Annotated in this window: 17 protein-coding genes; 7 read left to right on the plus strand and 10 right to left on the minus strand. The window is 58.6% G+C overall.

Features of this window, described 5'->3' with window-relative positions; genetic code table 11:
* Window positions 1-7 precede the first annotated feature (7 nt).
* Together QMZ18_RS14745 and QMZ18_RS14750 are read left to right on the plus strand one after the other, a co-directional pair.
* A complete protein-coding gene (locus tag QMZ18_RS14745) occupies window positions 8-535 on the plus strand; it encodes a TRAP transporter small permease (protein ID WP_282607070.1) in 528 nt (175 codons plus the stop codon).
* Window positions 536-544: 9 nt separating this feature from the next.
* Entirely contained in the window at window positions 545-1,858 is a 1,314-nt protein-coding gene (locus QMZ18_RS14750) for a TRAP transporter large permease (RefSeq protein WP_282607071.1), read from the plus strand.
* A gap of 32 nt (window positions 1,859-1,890) precedes the next feature.
* On the opposite strand, the gene QMZ18_RS14755 is transcribed toward QMZ18_RS14750, so the two are convergent.
* Entirely contained in the window at window positions 1,891-2,505 is a 615-nt protein-coding gene (locus QMZ18_RS14755) for a PAS domain-containing protein (RefSeq protein ID WP_282607072.1), read from the minus strand.
* Window positions 2,506-2,742: 237 nt separating this feature from the next.
* Between QMZ18_RS14755 and QMZ18_RS14760 the strand changes: the two genes are divergently transcribed.
* The 4 genes from QMZ18_RS14760 to QMZ18_RS14775 all read left to right on the plus strand — a co-directional run bounded on the left by QMZ18_RS14760 (window position 2,743) and on the right by QMZ18_RS14775 (window position 11,342).
* Window positions 2,743-4,362: a GMC family oxidoreductase gene (locus QMZ18_RS14760; protein WP_282607387.1), complete on the plus strand. Its 1,620-nt coding sequence runs from the start codon at window positions 2,743-2,745 to the stop codon at window positions 4,360-4,362.
* A 627-nt stretch (window positions 4,363-4,989) separates the two neighbouring features.
* A complete protein-coding gene (locus QMZ18_RS14765; RefSeq protein ID WP_282607073.1) occupies window positions 4,990-8,160 on the plus strand; it encodes a hypothetical protein in 3,171 nt (1,056 codons plus the stop codon).
* Window positions 8,161-8,265: 105 nt separating this feature from the next.
* Window positions 8,266-9,999, plus strand: coding sequence for a type I secretion system permease/ATPase (locus QMZ18_RS14770; RefSeq protein ID WP_282607074.1), 1,734 nt, complete (start codon window positions 8,266-8,268; stop codon window positions 9,997-9,999).
* A complete protein-coding gene (locus tag QMZ18_RS14775) occupies window positions 9,996-11,342 on the plus strand; it encodes an HlyD family type I secretion periplasmic adaptor subunit (RefSeq protein WP_282607075.1) in 1,347 nt (448 codons plus the stop codon). The genes QMZ18_RS14770 and QMZ18_RS14775 overlap by 4 nt, the downstream gene beginning before the upstream one ends.
* A gap of 58 nt (window positions 11,343-11,400) precedes the next feature.
* Here the strand turns inward: QMZ18_RS14775 and QMZ18_RS14780 are convergent, their stop codons facing one another.
* From QMZ18_RS14780 to QMZ18_RS14790, 3 genes are all read right to left on the minus strand, one after another.
* Window positions 11,401-11,991: a dimethylsulfonioproprionate lyase family protein gene (locus QMZ18_RS14780; RefSeq protein WP_282607076.1), complete on the minus strand. Its 591-nt coding sequence runs from the start codon at window positions 11,989-11,991 to the stop codon at window positions 11,401-11,403.
* Between the two features lie 116 nt (window positions 11,992-12,107).
* Window positions 12,108-12,716, minus strand: a complete 609-nt coding sequence (gene gstA / locus QMZ18_RS14785; RefSeq protein ID WP_282607077.1) for a glutathione transferase GstA — start codon at window positions 12,714-12,716, stop codon at window positions 12,108-12,110.
* A 32-nt stretch (window positions 12,717-12,748) separates the two neighbouring features.
* Entirely contained in the window at window positions 12,749-13,810 is a 1,062-nt protein-coding gene (locus QMZ18_RS14790) for a nitronate monooxygenase family protein (RefSeq protein ID WP_282607078.1), read from the minus strand.
* 132 nt (window positions 13,811-13,942) lie between these two features.
* Here QMZ18_RS14790 and QMZ18_RS14795 point away from each other — a divergent pair, with 132 nt between their 5' ends.
* On the plus strand, window positions 13,943-14,302 hold the full coding sequence (locus QMZ18_RS14795; RefSeq protein WP_282607079.1) for a helix-turn-helix domain-containing protein: 360 nt from the start codon (window positions 13,943-13,945) through the stop codon (window positions 14,300-14,302).
* A gap of 24 nt (window positions 14,303-14,326) precedes the next feature.
* Here the strand turns inward: QMZ18_RS14795 and QMZ18_RS14800 are convergent, their stop codons facing one another.
* The 6 genes from QMZ18_RS14800 to QMZ18_RS14825 form a co-directional block, all read right to left on the minus strand.
* Window positions 14,327-15,154 carry an amidohydrolase gene (locus tag QMZ18_RS14800; protein WP_282607080.1) on the minus strand — a complete coding sequence of 276 codons (828 nt, stop codon included), beginning with the start codon at window positions 15,152-15,154 and terminating at the stop codon, window positions 14,327-14,329.
* Between the two features lie 13 nt (window positions 15,155-15,167).
* The gene (locus QMZ18_RS14805; protein WP_282607081.1) at window positions 15,168-16,187 is read right to left on the minus strand and encodes an aldo/keto reductase; all 1,020 of its coding nucleotides are present in this window, start codon (window positions 16,185-16,187) and stop codon (window positions 15,168-15,170) included.
* Between the two features lie 57 nt (window positions 16,188-16,244).
* Window positions 16,245-17,303: an ABC transporter ATP-binding protein gene (locus QMZ18_RS14810; RefSeq protein WP_282607082.1), complete on the minus strand. Its 1,059-nt coding sequence runs from the start codon at window positions 17,301-17,303 to the stop codon at window positions 16,245-16,247.
* Window positions 17,304-17,309: 6 nt separating this feature from the next.
* Complete coding sequence (locus QMZ18_RS14815) at window positions 17,310-18,374, minus strand: carbohydrate ABC transporter permease (protein WP_282607083.1); 1,065 nt, start codon at window positions 18,372-18,374, stop codon at window positions 17,310-17,312.
* A complete protein-coding gene (locus tag QMZ18_RS14820) occupies window positions 18,371-19,483 on the minus strand; it encodes a carbohydrate ABC transporter permease (protein ID WP_282607084.1) in 1,113 nt (370 codons plus the stop codon). Before QMZ18_RS14820 ends, QMZ18_RS14815 begins: the two co-directional genes overlap by 4 nt.
* A 105-nt stretch (window positions 19,484-19,588) precedes the next feature.
* Window positions 19,589-21,088, minus strand: coding sequence for an ABC transporter substrate-binding protein (locus QMZ18_RS14825; protein WP_282607085.1), 1,500 nt, complete (start codon window positions 21,086-21,088; stop codon window positions 19,589-19,591).
* Window positions 21,089-21,110 lie beyond the last annotated feature (22 nt).

Below are 21,110 nucleotides of genomic sequence, written 5' to 3' on the forward strand. Positions count from 1 at the left end.
GAAGTCGATGAAGGCTGTCGGACCGATCGTCCGGAGAACGCTGGACAGACTCTATTTCGGATCGGGGATCGTTGCTGCCCTGTTCCTGATCGCCATCTTAACACTCGTTGTCCTGCAAATGCTGGCACGCTGGACCGGGAATGTCTTCCCGGGGGCTGCGGATTACGCCGGCTATTGCATGGCTGCGGCATCGTTTTTTGCCTTTGCGCACGCCCTTAATCGTGGAGCCCATATCCGGGTGAGCCTGCTGTTACAGGCAGCTGGCGGTTACCGCCGCTGGGTCGAGGTCTGGTGCTTTGCCGTCGGCACGGCGCTTGCGTGGTACATGGCGCGCTACGCCATCAAGGGGGCCTATTGGTCCTGGAAGTTGCATGACGTCAGTCAAGGCCAGGATGCCACGCCGATCTGGATTCCGCAGATTGCTATGGTCGTCGGCTCCATTCTTTTCGCGATCGCACTGACCGATCATCTCGTTAATCTCATCTTTTTCGGCGACCACCGCATCGAAGCGGAACTGGTCGACGACCACGATTAGGGGGCGGTCATGGAACATCTCGAACTGATCGCCATCTTCCTTTTTGTCCTTTTCCTGTTGCTTGGCACAGGGGTCTGGGTCGGGCTTGCGCTGCTGGGCGTCGCCTTTTTCGGCATGGAGCTTTTCACCACGCGCCCGGTCGGCGATGCCATGATCACGACGATCTGGACCGCGTCCTCTTCCTGGACGCTCACAGCCTTGCCACTATTTATCTGGATGGGTGAGATCCTTTTCCGGACCCGATTATCCGAGGATATGTTTAAGGGACTGACCCCCTGGATGGCCGGGCTGCCCGGTGGTCTGGTTCATACCAACATTGTCGGCTGTACGGTGTTTGCGGCGGTGTCGGGATCTTCGGCGGCGACGCTGACCACGGTCGGCAAGATGTCGATCCCCGAACTGCGCCGGCGTAATTATCCTGAACATATGATCATCGGCACGCTTGCCGGCGCCGCGACGCTGGGACTTATGATTCCGCCCTCGCTCACGCTTATCGTTTATGGCGTAACCATCAATGAATCGATTTCGAAACTGTTTATCGCAGGTGTCCTGCCTGGACTGGTTTTAGCGTCGATGTTTATGGGATACGTGGCGATCTATTCGAAAGTCTCTTCCAACTACAACCCGGACCCGGAGCCAAAGACGAGCTTGGCGGAGAAGATTGCGAACTCGCGATTTCTGATCCCGGTAATATGCCTGATCCTGGTTGTGATCGGTTCCATGTATCTTGGTCTTGCAACGGCGACCGAGGCTGCTGCCTTTGGTGTGATCGGCGCCTTGTTGCTCGCTGCAGGTCAGAAGTCACTTAACTGGTCGACCTTCACCGAGAGTCTCATGGGGGCGACACGCACTTCGGCGATGATTGCCCTGATCTTGGCCGGCGCGGCCTTCCTGTCTCTGACCATGGGCTTTACCGGCCTGCCGCGGGCGCTCGCCGAGTGGATCGCCGGTATGGAACTTAGCAGATTCGAACTGCTGATGGCGTTGCTCGTGTTCTATATCGTGCTTGGCTGTTTCCTCGATGGTATCTCTTCGGTGGTTCTGACCATGGCGGTCGTCGAGCCCATGATCCGTCAAGCAGGGATCGACGTCATCTGGTTCGGGATCTTTATCGTGGTCGTGGTTGAGATGGCACAGATCACTCCACCGATCGGCTTTAACCTCTTCGTGCTGCAGGGCATGACGAAGCATGAGATGAACTACATAGCGAAGGCTGCAATCCCGATGTTCTTTATCATGGTTGTGATGGTCTTTGTGCTGATTTGGTTCCCCGAACTAGTGACTTACCTTCCAGAGAACATGCGGGCGAAACCAGGCGGTTAGCGACCCAGTTGACAAGCCGCCGCTCTGCTCAATCAGTGCGGCGGTCTTGCCGACACCATCGTCAGGGCCGTGCAGTTTCGCGGTGTGCTTCTGCAAGCTGGAGGTTCGAAGACATCGCGGTTTTCGCGGATGATCGAAATCATCAGCATGTTGGGCATGTTGAGATCCAAGGCGAGCGGGAGCAGGAGCCGGGCGAAACTTTCCCGGGAACCATCCTCGTAAACGGCGCATTCGCGAATGAAAACCGGCTGGCGGAATCTGTATGGAAGTTCGTAGACACAGTTGAGGTAAGCCGCGTAGCTGGCAGTTTTGTGATCGTCAACCAACCGGCCCTCTAAACGGCCTCCGGCATAGGCCGGCAGCTTGGTTCCGATCAGGCGATAGCGGAACTGGGGTCCGGGTTCGATAATGTCGATAAGACCGAGGTAGGGTAAGGCCTGAGGGATACCCAAAGGGTCGAAATCGGATCTGGATGGTATTGGCGTTTCTCTTCGGATGACGTTCCAGTAAACCAGGAGATCTCGCTGCACGTCGAACGCCAGTTGCTGCGCCAATTCCTCAAAAGAAACCTCACTCCGCAGATGGAGACCGTCTGCCGGTTTACGCAGCGGGGTGGTGGGCTCCTTTAGCAACCAGTCACTGACCATGCGCTCTTCTCCTGCGGGAGATGATGAAAAAAATACATCCTAAAGTCGCAATTGTAAAGACATATCTCTAAGGGACGACTTAGGTGCAGCATCGGTGGGGCGTCCTTGCTCCCGGCCTAATCGGATTGGTATCATCCGTTCGACAACAGAGTGAATTCAAGAACTGGGCTGCGGACAGCAAGAGTTGTGCGGGCTGATACGGGGGCATTTGTGGCGCAAGGCAGCGATCAAGGGGACATCAAGGACGTCGGAGAATTCGACTATGTGATCGTTGGTGCCGGCAGTGCCGGTTGCGTTCTCGCCAACCGCTTGTCCAGCGATCCGGACGTAAGCGTTCTGTTGCTGGAAGCCGGTGGCAAGGACGATTATTTCTGGATTCATGTTCCCGTCGGCTATCTCTATTGCATGGGCAATCCGCGCACGGACTGGTGTTTTGAGACCGAGGAAGAACCAGGTTTGAATGGTCGAGCGCTGGCCTATCCGCGTGGCAAGGTGCTGGGCGGCTGCTCCTCGATTAACGGCATGATCTACATGCGCGGCCAGTCGCAGGATTACGACCAGTGGCGGCAGCTTGGCAATGTCGGCTGGGGTTGGGACGATGTTCTGCCGGTCTTCAAACGTTCAGAGGATCAGGCGCGCGGTGCTGATGCTCAGCATGGCAGCGGTGGTGAGTGGCGGGTCGAGCAACAGCGTTTGTCCTGGGATATTCTGGATGCTTTTCAGGAAGCCGCGCATCAGGCAGGCGTGCCCAAGACCGACGATTTCAATCGCGGCGACAACGAAGGCTGCGGTTATTTTCAGGTGAATCAACGCAGGGGCGTGCGCTGGAATACGGCAAAGGCCTTTCTGCGTCCGGCCATGGTTCGGCCGAACCTGACAGTGCTGACGCACGCCCAGGCCAAGCGGCTCACCCTGGAGGGACAGCGCGTCACCGGTGTCGAATTCTGCCACAGGGACGTGTTGAGCAAAGCTCGTGCCAGGGGCGAAGTGATCCTCGCCACAGGCGCGGTGGGATCACCGCAATTGCTGCAGCTCTCGGGCATCGGACCAGGCGAGGTTCTCAGTCAATACGGCCTCGCGACACGGCACGATCTACCCGGCGTCGGCGAAAATCTGCAGGATCACCTTCAAGTCCGCACGGTCTTCAAAGTGAAGAACGTAAAAACCCTGAACGAACGAGCAAACAGCCTGATCGGGAAGGTCGGGATGGGCCTGGAGTACATGCTGTTCAAGACCGGCCCCTTAACCATGGCGCCGAGCCAGCTTGGGGCCTTTGCCAAGTCGGACGGCAGTCGCGAAACACCGAACCTGGAATACCATGTGCAACCGCTGAGCCTGGACAAGTTCGGCGAACCGCTGCATTCCTTTCCGGCCTTTACTGCGAGCGTCTGCAATCTGCGGCCCGAGAGCCGGGGATCGATCCATATCAAATCACCGGACCCGCGCGTGCAGCCGGCGATCCGGCCGAACTATCTCTCGGCGCCGGCCGATCGCAAGGTGGCGGCACAGGCTATTCTGCTGACCCGGAAGATCTGCGCACAACCGGCCTTGGCGCCTTTTTCTCCGGAAGAGTTCAAACCAGGGCTCCATATTGCTGATGAAGAAGCTCTGGCCGTCGCCGCGGGTGACATCGCGACGACGATCTTTCACCCGGTCGGCACCTGCAAGATGGGCAACGACCCCATGGCAGTGGTCGACGACCGGCTGCGCGTTCACGGTATCGAAGGCCTGCGCGTGGTCGACGCTTCCATCATGCCGACGATCACCAGCGGTAACACCAACTCGCCCACTATCATGATCGCTGAAAAGGCCTCAGCTATGATTCGTGAAGACCGCCGGCTGCGTGCGGTGGCTTAAAATCTGACCGGTTTTGCGGGATCAGTGAAAAGCGCGAATCTGCCTCTATTGCTCTAAGGCCTGTTGAGATTCTTCTTGAGAATTTCCTTTAAGAACAGTTGCTCTCTGACCTATCGAATATCAGTGAAGTCTTCATCAGACTCTAACTCCTCCTCATCCTGTCCTTCATAAGGCCGGGTTCAGGATACATGCGGCGCTGCTTAATCGCCTTGCCGAAAGCGATCCTGTGCAGCTGCGCGACGAAGTTGGTGCTCACAAAACAGACACAAGAAAGTGTTCGCAAAAGGCACCAAAGTTTTCGTTTAACCCTATGCAAATTCTAACAGTTAACAGGTTGTCAGACTCTTCCCACGTCTAAGATCCGGTCCAGGGGAACCCCGGCATTCAGGTGCCGGTGGAAAGGGAGACCGGAGATGACGGAGCGGCTATCCAGGTCTTCCCCCATGGCTTTCCCGATTCTCTCGTTCGGCGTCACAACTATCTACTGTCGGGCTATCCCTTTTCTCCTTTGGTTCCGTTTGAGATCCGCGACGGAGCAATCGCCGTGTCCTCGGACTTCAGTATCCGAGTCGAACGGCTGCCGTTTCCTCAGCGGTTCGGACACAAACTGTTAAACAGGAGTCAATCGTGAGCATCTTTTCCTTCTTTCTAAGCACCCTGACCGGCGGCCGCTTTGGCCGGGATCGGGGGGCGACGGTCATTCCGGACGGCGACAATCAGGCCCGGACCAGCGATTTCGATGGTCAGCGATTCGTTCTGAACAAAGGTGACGCCACTCTGGTGGACGGCGAACCGGTCCTGACCATCGACGACGACCGAGTCTCCTTCCGGAATCGCGGTACGGCCGAGACCACTGGCGATACGGCAACCGTCGACATCCAGGGTGACAGGGCCTACATCGGCAACCAGCACCACGGCAGGATATTGGCTGAAAACACCGGAATTGAAGTTTCCGGCGAGCGTGCGAATATCCAGAATCGCGGACTGATTGACGGCGGCGTCAACGGCGTAAACTTTGTCAATGGCGGCGAAAGTTCTGGCCGCGTAACCAACTATGGCACGATCCAGAGCGACAGCCGCGCGGTAAACATCGGCGGTGAAGATATCGCCATCAACAACTACGGCGACATCCTCGGCACCGACGATCAGCGCAACGGAACGATCTACTCTGACGGCACAGCCGAAAACTATCGGATTCTGAATGGCCGCCATGCCCGGGTCGATGCCGGCGAAGGCAACGACGGCGCCGGTATCGCACTGCAGACCGGCGATGAAACCGGTGATTCTGTGCGCGCCTCGGTAGCCAATTACGGTACGATCGAGGGCCGCGGCCAGGCGGCTGCCAACACGGGTCAGGCCGGCGACGGTATCCGGATTTTCTCCGGCGCCGAAGGCGGCGACACAACGTTCGACGGCGACATCTACAACGACGGCAATATCCTGTCTGAAAGTGAGCAGGGCCCGACTGCGGCGATCCGGGTCGCCAACGGTTTGAACTTTGACGGCAAGATCGTCAATGACCGCAATGGCTTGATCGACGGCGCCAACAACGGTCTCTACTTCGGTACCGGTGAGCACGATGCGCGCGTCGAAAACTACGGTACGATCCAGAGTGACAGCCGGGCGGTCAACATTGATGGCAGTGGCGTGGATCTGCACAACTACGGCCGCATCCTAGGTAGCGACGATCAGCGCAACGGCACGGTCTATGCTGATGCGACTGCGGACGATTACAGCATCAACAACTACCGTTTCGCCCGGGTCGATGCCGGTGAAGGCAATAACGGCGCGGCTGTCGCCCTGCAGACCGGTAGTGAGGAAGGCGACGTGGTCGAGGCTTCGATCACCAACTACGGTACCTTCCAGGGCCGCGGTCAGGCGGATCCCGCCGGCGGTCAGGCCGGCGATGGTTTACGCATCTTCTCCGGTGCAGAAGGCGGCGGTACGACCTTCGAGGGTAACATCTACAACGGCGGCAAGATCCTTTCCGAGAGTGAGCAGGGCCCCACGGCTGGCGTACGGTTTGCCAACGGCCTGAACTTCGACGGCACGCTGACCAATGCCCGCAACGGCCTGATCGACGGTGCCAACAACGGTCTCTACTTCGGCACCGGTGAACACGATGCCCAGGTGAAGAACTACGGCACGATCCAGAGTGACAGCCGGGCGGTCAACATTGATGGCAGCGGCGTGGATCTGCACAACTACGGCCGTATCCTCGGTACCGGTGACCAGCGCAACGGTACGGTCTACGCCGATGCGACTGCTGACGACTATAGCATCAACAACTACCGCTTCGGCCGGGTCGATGCCGGCGAAGGCAACAACGGTGCGGCTGTCGCCCTGCAGACCGGCAGTGAGGAAGGCGATGTGGTCGAGGCATCGATCACCAATTATGGCACTTTCCAGGGCCGCGGTCAGGCGGACCCGGCCGGTGGTCAAGCAGGCGATGGCCTGCGCATCTTCTCCGGAGCTGCTGAAGGCGGTACGACCTTCGAAGGTGACATCTACAACGGCGGCAAGATTCTGTCGGAGAGTGGGCAAGGTCCGACGGCGGGTGTCCGGTTTGCAAATGGCCTGAATTTCGACGGCACGCTGACCAATGCCCGGCATGGCCTGATCGACGGTGCCAACAACGGCCTCTACTTCGGCACCGGCGAACACGACGCCGAGGTGAAGAACTACGGCACGATCCAGAGTGACAGCCGGGCGGTCAACATCGATGGCAGCGGCGTGAATCTGCACAACTACGGCCGTATTCTCGGTACTGGTGATCAGCGTAACGGCACTGTCTATGCCGACGGCACCGCCGACGACTTCAGCATCACCAACCATCGCGGTGGTCTGATCGATGCCGGTCAGGGCAACAACGGCAGTGGGATCGCACTCCAGCTCGGTGCCGAAGTGACGGCATCAATCCGCAATGACGGCGTGGTCTACGGCCGTGGTGTGGATCCTGCGACGGGTGTTGGTGCCGACGGTATCCGTTTGTTCTCGGGTGCCGCCGAGGGCTCCGTGTACGAGGGCGATATCGTCAACCGTGGTCGTATCCTCTCCGAAGAGGGTGAGGGTATCCAAGTGGGGGCGGATGTCACCGTGACCGGCGATATCGACAACTACGGTACGATATCGACTGTTCTGGAAGACGGAATCGACCTCGATAGTGGTTCGACCTTCGATGGCGATATCAATAACCACGGTACGATTTCGTCGGTCGATGACGACGCGATCAACATCGATCTCGTCACTGATTTCACTGGCTCGATCAATAACTACGGCACTCTCGAAGCGCAAAGCGCCGAAGAGAACGCCATCCAGATCGACGTCGACTCCACCGTCGATTTTCGGGTCAACAACAGCGGCGTCATCAACGGCGATATTCAGTTCGGTGCCGGGGACGACACGCTCGACTCCAGCGATGGTGAGCTGAATGGAGAGGTCTTCGGTAACGGAGGCAACGACAACCTGACCGGCGGAGACAGCGAGGATGTGCTGAACGGCGGTAGCGGCTCCGACAGGTTGAACGGCGGTGAGGGCGACGATGAGCTGACCGGCGGCAGCGAAGCCGACACCTTTGTCTTCCTCGAAGACACCAACGAAGACACCGTGACGGACTTCGAAGACGAGCTGGATCTGCTCGATGTTTCGGCCTTCTTCGACGACGCAGCCGATGCGGTGGCCGCGGCCCGCCAGGATGGTGACGACACTGTCATCGACCTGGATGCCGGGGCCAACGATTCGGTTCGCCTGACCGGCATCAATGTCGATCAGGTCAATGAGACCGACTTCGTCGTCTGATCTTGACCTGGGCTGGGGGTCGGACTTCGCGCCCGACCCCCGCGCTCAGTTTCAAGCGCCAACAAAGACCTTCTTTTGGATCGCGTCGGGGAGCTGAAGACAAACATGAAACCGAATAGCCGTAATGAAGTCAGAAGCGCGCTGAGCGCCTGCACCGGCGGTCTCGCCACAACCGGACTGTTTAGTCTGGTCATCAATCTTTTGATGCTCGCCAGTCCTCTATACATGATGCAGGTCTATGACCGTGTGCTGACGAGCCACAGCCAGGATACCCTGATTGCACTCTCGGTCCTGGTCATCGGTTTGCTTGTGGTTATGGGAATTCTGGAGCTGATCCGCTCCCGCATTCTGGTGCGCGTCGGTTCGCGCATCGAACGCCGCCTGGATGGCCGCGTCTTCGAAAGCCTGGTGTCACGCTCCATTCGCGGTACCGAAAGCAATGACGACCAGCCGTTGCGTGATCTGCGTTCACTCAGAGAGTTTCTCTCGGGGCCTGGTCCCTTCGCATTTTTTGATTCGCCCTGGGTTCCCGTCTACATCGGGGTGATTTACCTGCTGCATCCAGTCCTCGCTCTAGTGGCCGCCGCCGGTGCGCTCTTTCTTTTCTCGGTCGCCCTCCTGAACAACGCCTGGACCCGGCGCCCGCTCGGGCAGGCCGGACAGCGCTTCACCGAAGGTGACGTCATGGCCGGCGCTGGTCAGCGTAATGCCGAGGTGCTACGCGCCATGGGCATGCTGGGTGGTCTGCGCCGCCGCTGGCTGATGCGGCAACGCGACGGCTTGCAGCATCAGGCCAGAGCCAGCGACCGTGCCGGTCTGCTGACGGCGACCTCGAAGACCGGCCGCCTGATCCTGCAGGCTGCGATTCTGGGTTTCGGCGCTGCGCTGGTGATCGAAGAAGCCATAACTCCCGGCGCCATGATCGCTGCCTCGATCATTCTCGGCCGTGCCCTGGCGCCGGTCGAACAGGCGATCGGTCAATGGCGGAGTTTTATCGGCGCGCGCACAGCCTACGCCCGCCTCGGTGGACTTTTGGACGAACACCCACAGGCGGAACGACGTATGTCGCTGCCACGCGCCAAGAGCTTTCTCGAGGTCGAGAAGGTCCACGCCGGACCGCCGGAGTCGCGCCGTCCCGTGGTCTCCGCCTTGAATTTTTCGCTGCTGGCCGGTGAAGCTCTGGCCGTCATCGGCCCGAGCGCATCTGGCAAATCGAGTCTGGCCCGTCTCCTGGTCGGTGTCTGGCAGCCTCAGCGTGGTGCGCTCCGTCTCGACGGCGTAGCCCTGGATCAATGGGATCCCCGCGAGCTGGGCCCTCAGATCGGCTATCTGCCGCAGGACGTCGAGCTCTTCGAGGGCAGCGTGGCGGAGAACATCGCCCGGCTTGACGAGGATGCCGATCCGGAAGCCATCGTGACCGCCGCCAAGCTGGCCGGTTGTCACAGCATGATCCTGGATCTGCCCGACGGTTACAACACGGCCATCGGCGAGAACGGAAGCAAGCTTTCCGGCGGACAGCGACAGCGCATTGGTCTTGCGCGCGCGCTCTTTGGAGATCCATTTCTGGTGGTGCTCGACGAGCCCAACGCGAACCTCGACGCAGATGGCGATTGCGCCTTGGGCGATGCTATTCGCGAGATGAAGCGGCGCGGCCTGATTGTTGTGGTCATGGCACACCGGCCGAGTGCCATCGAAGCGGCGGACAAACTGCTGGTTCTGCGCGGCGGCCGCCAGCAGGCATTTGGTCCCAAGGACGAGGTGCTTGCTGCCACCACCCAACCCCTACCGGCCTCGACCAACGGCAATGTCGCGACCCTGCCCAGGAGGAAACAATCATGAGCGGCGCCATCATTCTCAATCCCCGTGACACCGAAAACCTGTCGGTCGTCGACGCGCCGAGAGACGGTCTCGGCGTCTATGTCTGGGTCGGACTCATCCTGCTCATTGGCCTGGTCGGCGGGCTGGTCGGCTGGTCGGTTACCGCCAAGCTGGACGGCGCTGTTGTGGTACCCGGAACCTTCACCGTGGAATCCAGCCGTAAGACGGTGCAGCACCTCGAGGGGGGAATCATCAGCGAGCTGTTGGTCGGCGAAGGGGACCTTGTACGTCAGGGGCAGGTTCTGTTGCGGCTAGACAGCACCATCGACCGGGCCAACCTGGGTGTGGTCGAGGGACAACTCGACGAGCTGTTGGCCCGGAGGGCGCGGCTTCGGGCCGAGAGCCGCGGCATCGAGGCGATTGCCTTTCCCTCCCTGTTGCTGGAGCGTCGCGGGGATCCTGCAGTGGAAGCGATTCTGGCCGGCCAGGAAGAACTCTTCTTTGTGCGCCGTGCAAGCCGGGCGGGTCAGGCAGAACTGGTCCAGCAGCGCATTGCCCGTTTCCGGGAGGAAATCGCCGGCGTACAGGCGCAGCGCGTGTCCAGTAAGCGGGAAATCGCCTTCGTCGACGAGGAACTAGTTGGCTTGCGCAAGCTTTACAAAAAAGGTTACGCGACCCTGAGCCGAGTGCTTTCATTGGAGCGCGAGGCCGAACGCATCCGTGGGGAGGTTGCAGGACACAATGCGAGCATCGCACGTGCCCGCAATGGCATCGAGGAATTGAAGCTGGAACTGGCGCAGGCTGACCGCGATCTGCGCGAAGAAGCCACCGCGGAGCTCCGGCTGACCGAACCACAGATCGCCAGCCTGCAGGAACGCCAGGTGGCCGCCGCCCAACGCCTCAAGCGGGTTGAGGTGACTGCGCCGCAGGATGGCGTCGTGGTCGGCCTGGAAGTAAACACTATCGGTGGCGTAATCAGGCCGGGTGACGCCATCCTTGATCTGGTGCCGGCTGACGAAGACTTGGTGATCGAGGCGCGCATTCCGACCGACGATGTCGACCGGATCGCGCAGGGGCAGGCGTCGCGGGTCCGCCTCACGGCATTCGATCAGTCGACTACTCCCGAGGTCACGGGTGAGGTCATCGCTGTCTCGGCCGACAGCTTCACGGACGAGGTCAGCGGTACGCGATATTACAACGCCCGCATTCGTTTGACCGACGAAGAGAACTGGTCGGAGAATGGCATAGAGCTGGTTCCAGGGATGCCAGCCGAGATCTTTATCCAGACCGGCAGCCGCACGGCGCTCAGTTACTTCGTCAAACCGCTGACCGATCGTCTGTCCCGGACTTTTACGGACGGTTGATGCGCGTCTCCTCCGCCGGGCCGAAGGTATCGGGTTGGCGGGGATCAGTCCGGTGGAGTCAGCCGATCGTGGATTTTCTGTCCAGCCCGTCGCCGCTCCAGAGATAGAGAACGAGCAACGGTGTGTCGCCGGTCTTGATCGCGTGGCGTATCCAGGGCGGGTTGTGGACGGGGATCAGAGGCGCTTTAGCTTTCCAGCCGTTATCTTCCCGGTAGAATTCAGCCTGTCCGGACAGCGGCAGATAGATTTCTTCCGCGGCATGACTGTGCGAAGGATATTCGGTTTCCGGGCCAAGAAGAAGCACGCCACAGGCAAGGGCGCTGTCAGCCAGCGGACTTCCTGGCCCGGCGAATTTACACCAGCCGTAGCGCTGCAGAAATGCAGCGCCGAAGTCGTCAGTTTGATAGGTCTGACCCCAGTAAAGTTCATTGCTGTGGGCTACCAGGTTATCGACGAACGCCCACGCCGTGTCGGGTGTATCGGCCAGGATTGAGTCCAGCCATGCCAGCACAGGAAGGTTCTGTGGTGACTGCAGGGCGGGTTCAGGATCCCGGGGCCATTGATGCAGAAGCTCCAGTTCCCCGGTGTCGGCAGATTCAAGTAATCGCTTTGCCTCGCCGAGCAGGGAGAGAAAGACATCCGGATCCACGCTCATCTCCGCTTGAGATTATCGTCGGAAGCTTAATCGTCGCGCAAGGCGATGCCAAGCGAGCGTCCCTCCCGCAGGTCTTTCGCTGACGGGAGGGATCGAGCTTCGGTTGTGAATCAGGCCAGGCCTTCCGCTTGCAATGCTTCCTGCACCTTGGTACGTCCGGCGACCCGCATGAGGAATGCACTTACTTGGGGATGTCCGGAAAGATCGATTTCCTTGAACCTGGCCCAGGAAGTCACGACGAAGAGATAGGCGTCGGCTACGGAAAAACTGTCGCCGAGCAGATAGGCGCGGCCATCCGCGAAGAGGCTTTCGAGGTAATCGAGGCGGCGGACGATGTTGGCCTTAGCCGCTCTCTGCTCCGTCTCGCTGGCATCAGGCGTAAACAACGGGCCGAAGGCTTTGTGAAACTCGGACGCTACATAATTCAGGTGCTCCTGCAAACGTGCGCGTTCAATCGTTCCGGCTGCCGGCGCGAGGCCGGAGGGCGCGTTCTGGTCGGCTATGTATTGAACGATAGCTGCGCCCTCGGTGAGCACCTGTCCGTTGTCCAGCACCAGCGCCGGCACGTAGCCCTTCGGATTAATTTGGGTAAAGTCAGCTCCACTTGCGGTTTTTTTGGTGGTGGTGTCGACCTGTTCTATTTCGAAATCGATGCCGGCTTCGCGTAAGACGATGTGCGGGGAGAGAGAGCAGGCACCAGGTTTGTAGTAGAGTTTCATCTTATCGTTCTCCTAGGTTAGGTGAGGGGTGGTTAAGCGATTTGCTGGATCAGCGCGTCCATCAGTTCGGGGACGGTCCGGTGACGCAGGTTGGGGGCGATCTGCCCGCTGTAGAGTGTGATCAGATCGTTGCGGTTTGCCGCCATGGCGGCGGCCTTGATTTTCGAGATAAACCAGCCCTGGACCGGGAAAGGCGGAAGTTCATCTGTCTTTGGCTGCAGTTCCTCGTAGAGCCGGTTGGGTATAACGCGTGCGAGGCGGCCGGTGTAAGATCGGGACAAAGCCGTCTCGAGCACGGCATCGCCGAGGAGAAGTGCGCGGTGTGCGTCTGTCGTGCCGGATTCCGAACAGGCGAGAAAGGCTGTGCCGATCTGGGTTGCTTGGGCACCAAGTTCCAGTGCCGCACGAAGGCCCCGGCCGTCAGCTATACCGCCCGCTGCAATCACCGGCGCTTTGACTCGCTCTGCAATGATCTGCGTGAGGGCCAGCGTTCCCATCAGGGAGTCTTCCGCAGCCGCCAGGAACGATGGGCGGTGTCCGCCGGCTTCGAACCCGGTTGCAACAATCAGGTCCACGCCGGCGACGTCCAGGGCCTCGGCCTCGGCGATCGTCGTGGCCGCGCCAGCTGTCAGGATACCGCGTTGTCTGCACTCAGCGAGAATCTTGACTGACGGAACGCCGAAGACAAAAGAGAAGACCGGCGGTCGAGCCTCGAGCAGAGCGTCGACCTGCTCTTCAAAGCGGTAGTGGTAGAGATCGGGCCGTTCGGGTTTTTCCAGGCCGAGTTCGTCGAAGTAAGGCGCGAAGATCGGGAAATATCTGTCGAACTGATCCTGGCTGAGATGCAGTCCACCGGGATCGTGATCGGAAACCCAAAGGTTCAATGCGAAAGGACCGAAAGTTTCTGTTCTGATCCGATCAGCCAGTGTTCCGATATCTTCAGGGGCGACGATATGGGCGCCAAAGGACCCCAGGCCACCTCGATTGGAAACTGCGGCGACCAGCTCGACGGTGGAAATCCCTCCACCGAAAGGCCCTTGAATGATTGGGTAGTCTATGCTGAGACGGCGTACGGCTTCGGTCTGCAAGGACATCTTTTCGTTCCCTTATTAAAGACTGAAGTTAATTAGGGAACGAAAGTATCACTTGTAAACTTAGTAACCTTTGGTTATCTGATTATGTAGTTTCCGTTTGGTAACCGGAGTCAGGAAAGCAAGGTCGGGAAGATGGTTCTGCGTGTACGAAAAAACCAAGCCCCGCCAACGCCTGAAGGCTGCCCGCTGACCGAATGTATGTCGGTGCTGGGCGGCGCCTGGACACCAAACATCATTTGGTACCTGAGCGCCGGGCCTCGACGTTTCAGCGAGCTGCGGCTCGATATCCCGGGTGTATCCGCAAAGGTTCTGACCGCGCGGCTGCGTTCGCTTGAAGCAAGCGGCGTGATCAGCAGAGAGGTAAAGCCGACGTCACCCCCTTCCGTCGAATATGCACTGACAGACCTGGGTGAGGAGCTGATCCCCGCCATCAACGCCATCGTAAAAGTCGGGCATAAACTGAAGATGCGTGAAGCGGTGGTACAGGCTTGAAGCTGATTACCGAACGACCAGTGTCTAGTGTTCCAAGCGGTAAAACCGCCGCGCGTTTTCCCCGAAGATCGCACCGCGTTCCGACTCACCGAGACCGCCGTAGTAGCTCTGTGCGAGTTCGAACCAGCGTTTGTAATTGCTGGCCAGTCTGAGCACCGGCCAATCACTTCCCCAAACAATTCGCTCTGGACCAAACCAGGCCAGCAGATCATTCGCGTAGGGCCGTACAGTCTCTTCCGTCCAATCTTTGCCGGCTTCGGTTACGAGACCCGAGAGTTTGCAGTAGACCGAGCCTAACCCGGCAATTGCCTTCATGTCTTCCGCCCAGCCTTCGATGATGCCTTCCGCGATCAGGGGCTTCGCACCATGATCGATTATCACGCGTAGATCCGGGTAGCGCGCCAGCAGGGTTTGGAGTTGCGTAAGGTGTCGCGGTAGAACCAATGCGTCGAAGCAGATATCCTGATCGATCACGGCGCGGAATGCGGCATCCAATTCCGGCTTCAGCATCCAGTCCGGATCGGGAATGTCCTGGATCATCGGTCGGACCGATTTGAGCCAGGGCGAGCGGCAAAGAGACGAGAGATCATCGGCGGCCGTTGGAGACTCGAAATCGATCCAGCCGACGACACCTGCTATTTCGTCGGCGCTCGCGGCAATCTCCAGCAGGAATTCGGTCTCTGCAACGGTGGGCGCGGCCTGAACCAAAACGGCTTGAGCAACGCCGGTAGATTGGAGCCGCACACGAAGGTCTTCGATGTCGAAGTCGCGGTAGATCGCCGCGAGATCGGAAGACATCCAGCCGTAGTCGCCGCGCGCGATCTTCCAGAGATGGACATGGGCATCGATCATGAAGTTTCCTCCCTCATGGCGTCGGTGCAGTGGGGTGTAAAAGTTTCTCGCTCTTCAAATCCGCCCAAAAGGCTTGTGGAATCTCTGCCTCCAGAGTCGCCATGTTGCGCTTGACTTCGTCCGGCGACATGGCACCGGGAATGATCGAGACCACAGCCGGGTGGGCAAGGGGAAACTGCAGCGCGGCGCTGGCCATTGAAACGCTATGGGCATCGCACACCCGTCCGATGGCGGCTACCTGTTGCAGTATTTCTGGCGGTGCTGGATGATAATTGTAGATCGCGCCTTCGATTGCGCCGGTTGCCAGAATCCCGCTGTTGTAAGGACCACCGAGAACGATGCCGATGTTTCGTTCCTCACAAATCGGCAGGAAGCTATCGAGAGCTTCCTGTTCCAAAAGGGTGTAGCGGCCTGCCAACAGGAAACAATCGAAGTTGCCGAGTTCAGTCAGACGCTGGCAGACTTCCCATTCGTTTACGCCTGCACCGATCGCCGCGACATCGCCAGAAGCACGCAGCGCTTCCATCGCTTTGTAACCACCCGACATGACTTCATCGATCCGGCGGTCCGATGCCTCTTTGCTGCCGTGAGTCCAAATATCGACATCATGGATATAGAGGATGTCGATCGCATCGAGTCCCATGCGTTTCAGACTCTCTTCGTAGGAACGCATAACACCGTCGTAGGTGTAATCGTACACCGGCCTGTTGTGCGGGACATCGACAAAGATACCGGCATCCTCCTGTCCCGGTTCACAGGCTTCGAGGTAGCGGCCGATCTTGGTGGAGAGCTGGTAACTGTCCCTCGGCAGAGATCTTAACGCTTCGCCGAAACGCATCTCACTGAGGCCATGGCCATAAAGCGGCGCGGTATCGAAATAGGTTACACCCGCATCGATGGCTGCACGCAGAGTGGCCTGGGCTTCTTCTTCGCTGAGCGCGCGATGCATGTTGCCGAGTGGCGCGCCACCGAAGCCCATCTGAGAAAGCCTGAGTGCTTTTGTGCGGGTAGTTTTAAGCTCGTTGAACTGCATGGGCCGTGTCTCCTCGCTCAGAGGTTATTAAAGCACGATCTTACTTGAACGAAATGATCAGGCTCTTTGCCGCAAGCGTGTGCCGCTGGCAGCATCAAAAAAGAACACCTGACTTTCATCGACGGCGATGCCGACGCGCGTGCCTATTTTTTCGTCGTAATCTTTGTCCATCTTGACGACCATCAGGCTTTCGCCGACGCGACAGGTGACCAGTGTTTCATTACCTGTCAGTTCAATTGCATAGATGTCGCCACACAGTGCGGCTCCGGTTTCCGGGACAATGCGGAGGTCTTCGGCCCGCGTGCCGGCGACAACGGAGTTATGATCGACGAAGCCTGGACAAGACAGCTGCGCATCGGTCGCCTGAAAGCTGTCAGCGGCAATCTCTCCCGTGATAAAATTCATCGGCGGCGATCCGATGAATCCGGCGACAAAAAGATTGGCGGGATCGTTGTAAATTTCGCGCGGTGGCGCGAGTTGCTGCAGCTCGCCGTCCTTCATGATCGCAACACGATGAGCGAGGGTCATGGCCTCAATCTGATCATGGGTGACGTAAATTGTCGTGATGCCAAGCTCGTTCTGAAGATGTTTGAGTTCCGAACGCATGTGACCGCGAAGCTTGGCATCAAGGTTCGATAGGGGTTCGTCCATCAGGAACAGGCTTGGCCGCCTGATCATGGCCCGAGCGAGGGCGACGCGTTGACGCTGACCGCCTGAGAGCTGCCTTGGGTAGCGCGCAAGATAGTCGAGCAGGTCGACCTTACCGGCAACCTCGCGGATCGCCTGCGCGCGCTCGTCCTTTGGTACTTTCCGCAGATATAGCGGGTAGCCGATGTTGTCCTCGACCGTCATATGTGGATAAAGCGCATAACTCTGAAACACCATGGCGATATCACGGTACTTGGGTAGGACATCGGTCACGTCCTGTTCACCAAGATAGATCCGGCCTCCTGAAGCCGTTTCCAGACCGGCGATCATGCGCAGAGCGGTTGTCTTGCCACAGCCGGATGGGCCGAGCAGCACCAGGAACTCACCATCGGCGACCTTGAGATCGAGTCCTTTGACCACTTCGACGGGACCAAAAGACTTCCGGATATCTTTGAGCGAAACCTGCATGAATAATTATCCCTTTACCGCACCGATCAGCAGGCCGCGGGTGATAAAGCGTTGAAGAAGTCCGGTCATGGCGACGACCGGTAGAATCATGATCACGATCAGCACCGACATGTACCACCACTGCGGTCCGCGGGTGGCGTTCTGGGCCGCGACCAACAGCGGCATGGTCTGCGCGTCGGCGGTCGATAGGAAGAGTGCCAGCAGGTACTCGTTCCAGGACAGAATCAGCACCAGCAGGAAGGTGGCGGCGAGCCCCGGCTTCGCCAGGGGCATGACGATGGTGAGGAAGATGCGAAAGCGCGAGGCGCCATCCAGTTCCGCGCTTTCCTCCAGATCGATCGGGATGGTGGCGAAGAAGTCGCGCATCAGCCAGACGACAATCGGCAGGTTGACCGCCATATAGACGACGATCAGCGCGAAGTGGGTGTCGAGCAGGCGGAACTGCTGAAACATGACGTAGATCGGCAGCACAGCGACCACCGGCGGCAGGATCCGTTGGGAGATGATCCAGAAGAGAATGTCGTTGTTGCCAAGGGCGCGCTTGAAGCGCTTTGCCAGTGTCAGCAGGAAAAGAACAAAGAGGGCAGCGCCCACTGCCAGGCTGATCTGCCAGGCGACGCCCACGGCCGCCGTCAGATAGACTGCCGCTGCCAGCATTACGATGAAGACGGCGATCGATCCCAGCTTTGGCCGGTAAGTGATTCTGGTCAGGGCATAGGCGGCCATGGAGCCAAACAACACGGCCAGAAATGTGCTGATGAAGGCGATGATCAACGAGTTCATGTAGGGCCGGAAGGTATCGTTGCCGAGGTCGAAAAAAATGTAGCTCCAGGCGTGGGTTGAGGGCTCGAAATCTATGAAGGGAAGGTAGACCGGCCCATCTGAAACGTGGATCGGCAGCTTGAAGGAGGTGACCAGCAGCCAGTAGAGCGGAAAGAGAACGACGAATGACCAGAAGGTCAATAAGGCGTATGTCAGGACCAGCCTTACTGGTGAAAGCGACTTTATATCCTTGGGCTCGAACAGGCGTTGAAAGAGGCTGCGCTCTGACATCGAGGGCGGAGTTGTCATGTGCCGGCCTCCTGCGTTTTTTGGGCAATGAAGTTAAAGAATGAAACACAGGTCACGACTGCGACGAACAACAGCATATAACCGACCGCTGAAGAGCCGCCGAGATCCTGGGTTCGCCAGGCAATGAAGGCGTGCAGCGTCATGGATTCCGTTGCAATTCCGGGCCCGCCATTGGTCAGGATGTTTGGCAGGTCAACGATCTTGAAGGCTTCAATCAAACGGATCAGGATCACCGTGGCCGCGACCGGTGCGATGGCCGGCCAGGAAATGTCGCGAAATATCTGCCAGCCCCCGGCGCCGTCCATCTTGGCTGCCTCGACCTGTTCACCAGGCTGATTCTCAAGAGCCGCGAGCAACACGATGAACATGAAGGGAATCCATTGCCAGGAGTCGCCGATCAAAACGACCCAGCGCGCAGACCAGGCGTCGACCGCCCAGGCGAAGTCTCCGTAACCGAACCATTGCCACAATGGGGCGAAGGGACCCTTGGAGACATCGGCCAGCATGCGAAAGGCGTAGGCGATGCCGACAGGTGTAACCATCAAGGGGATGAAGAAAATCAGCCGAAAGAAGTTCCGCCCGGCGATTCTCTGTGCGCAAAGGAGCGCCAAGCCGAGGCCGATCAGAAACTGGAGGGAAACACCGGCAAAGACATAGAAGAGGGTAACAATCAGACTGCCGGGAAAACCTTTTGCATTCAGAACTGACAGGCCCAGCAAGATCAGGCCGGTTAAAACCGTCGCTGTAATGAGCCGGCCGAGAGTCCCGAAGATGCCCGCTTTCCCACTGCAAAGATATCGCCAGATCCAGTAGGCGAAAGCAACCACCACACAAGCCAATAGACACCACTCGAGCAACGAGATCTGACCGAGCGTACCCAGAAAGTGATACTGCTGTGATCCGAACAACAGCTTCTTGAAGTTGCGCAGACCGACGAATTTCAGTTCGTAGCCGCCACGCACCAGTTTGAAGCGTGAGAGCGCGAGATAGAGCGACAGCAGCAGCGGATAGATGGAAAGGCCGAGGATGATCAGCACGGTCGGCAGGATCAGGAGTGTCGGCGCCTGCCGATCGCTCCATTCAGTGAACTTTGCCGAAGAAGGAAACATAAAATTCATCCGCTTGAGCTGAGGGCTCCGCGTTCTTTACTGCGATCGGGAAAAAAGGCACCGGGGAGAATGCGACTGCATCTTCCCCGGCATAGGTGACAGGGCCTACTGGCCGAGAGTCGCTTTGTAGAGGCGGAGCTGTTCGTCGACGCCTAAGTCTTCGTTCAGTTCAATCCAGCCTTCTTCAATGGCTGCCATTGCAGCGGCCTTGTCGATCTCGCCGGCAAGCAGGCGGGCAATCGCCGTGTCCAGAACCACCTGCTGATAGTTCTGGTTTTTCGGAATCCGGAGATCCAGCATCATATTGGGGCTATCGAGGCTGGCCCCGATGGCACCCAGATAGTTCTTCGCGGCTTTCTCGCTCATACCAGCCTTCAACCAGGTGTCCATGTCGCTGAACTGTGACAGGCGGTAAGGATTGAAACCGGTCTTGCCGATGGTCACGTCAACATTCGACTGTGCCGGCTGGCTCATGTAGGAGAAGAAGTCGTAGGCCGCATCTTTGGTTTTCTGATCCGCGGAGGCATTGATGCCGCCGGACCAGCCGCCGAAGGCAGCGAAGGGTGCGCGGTTGACACCATTGACGGCGTGCGGGCAGAGATCCGCGTCGCAGTCGGCAAGCTTTCCGGTTTCACGGTCGAGTACCTTGCGCGAACCTGGCAGCATCACTGCACCGACCTTGTCGATGACTTTTGAATTGTCCGGGTCGATCGCCAGAGTGCCGATATCACCCCAATCAATGGTCATCGCGCAGCGTCCGGAGGTGAAGAGTCCGCGAGTGTCGCCGACGTCGAGATTGATTTCGTCCGGCGGACCGTACTTGGTGGATTCGGTGTAGACGTCGAGCGCTGCGGCAAATCCCTCATTGTTGACCAGTGGGCTCATGTCTTCGGTGTCGAAGAACGCGCCCTGCTTGGTGCCTTTGGATTGCAGGAAGCCGCCGGCAATCGAGAGGATGGCCCAATAGGCTTGAGCGTTGCGCTTTTTCGAGATGCAGGAACCATAGTCGCCTTCACCGTCGCCGTTCATGTCCTTGCCGTGGAGAGACTTGGCAATCGACAGATAATCGTCCCAGGTTTCCGGCGGCGACAGGCCTTCGGCTTCCAGTATGTCACTACGGTAGTATGCCATGTGAAAGTCGCCATCCAGCGTCAGCATATAAGTCTTGCCGCTGTACTGCTGAGAAAACTCGCGGAAGAATCCGGCGATGTCATCGGACTTGAGATCCGTATCAGCCGCAACCTTGCCTGACAGATCTTCCAGGTAGCCGGGATCGGCATAATCGACCATCCACTGCGGCGCGAAGACAGCCGCGTCGATGGAGTTAGTGCCGGTCGCAAAGTCGGTCAGCAGTTTGGTATAGAGGTCAGAAAAGGGAACGGTTACGACATTGATCTCCGCCCCGGTCAGCTCCTTGAACTCCGGTGCACGCCGTTGTAGAGGCTCAGCAATTTGCGGTCCGGTGAAGGTCATGATGTTGACTTTCACGCCGTCGTACTTACCGGCCGCAAAGGCGGTCGAAGCGGCCAGCGCCACCGCGCAAAGACTCGTGGTGCCGACCGCCGCGACGCGGCGTAATCGTGAATTGGATTTTGATGACTTCATTATAAATCCTCCCGTTAAAGTG

Origin of the sequence: Pelagibius sp. Alg239-R121, assembly GCF_947331435.1 — a bacterium.
Taxonomy (GTDB): Bacteria; Pseudomonadota; Alphaproteobacteria; order Kiloniellales; family Kiloniellaceae; genus Denitrobaculum.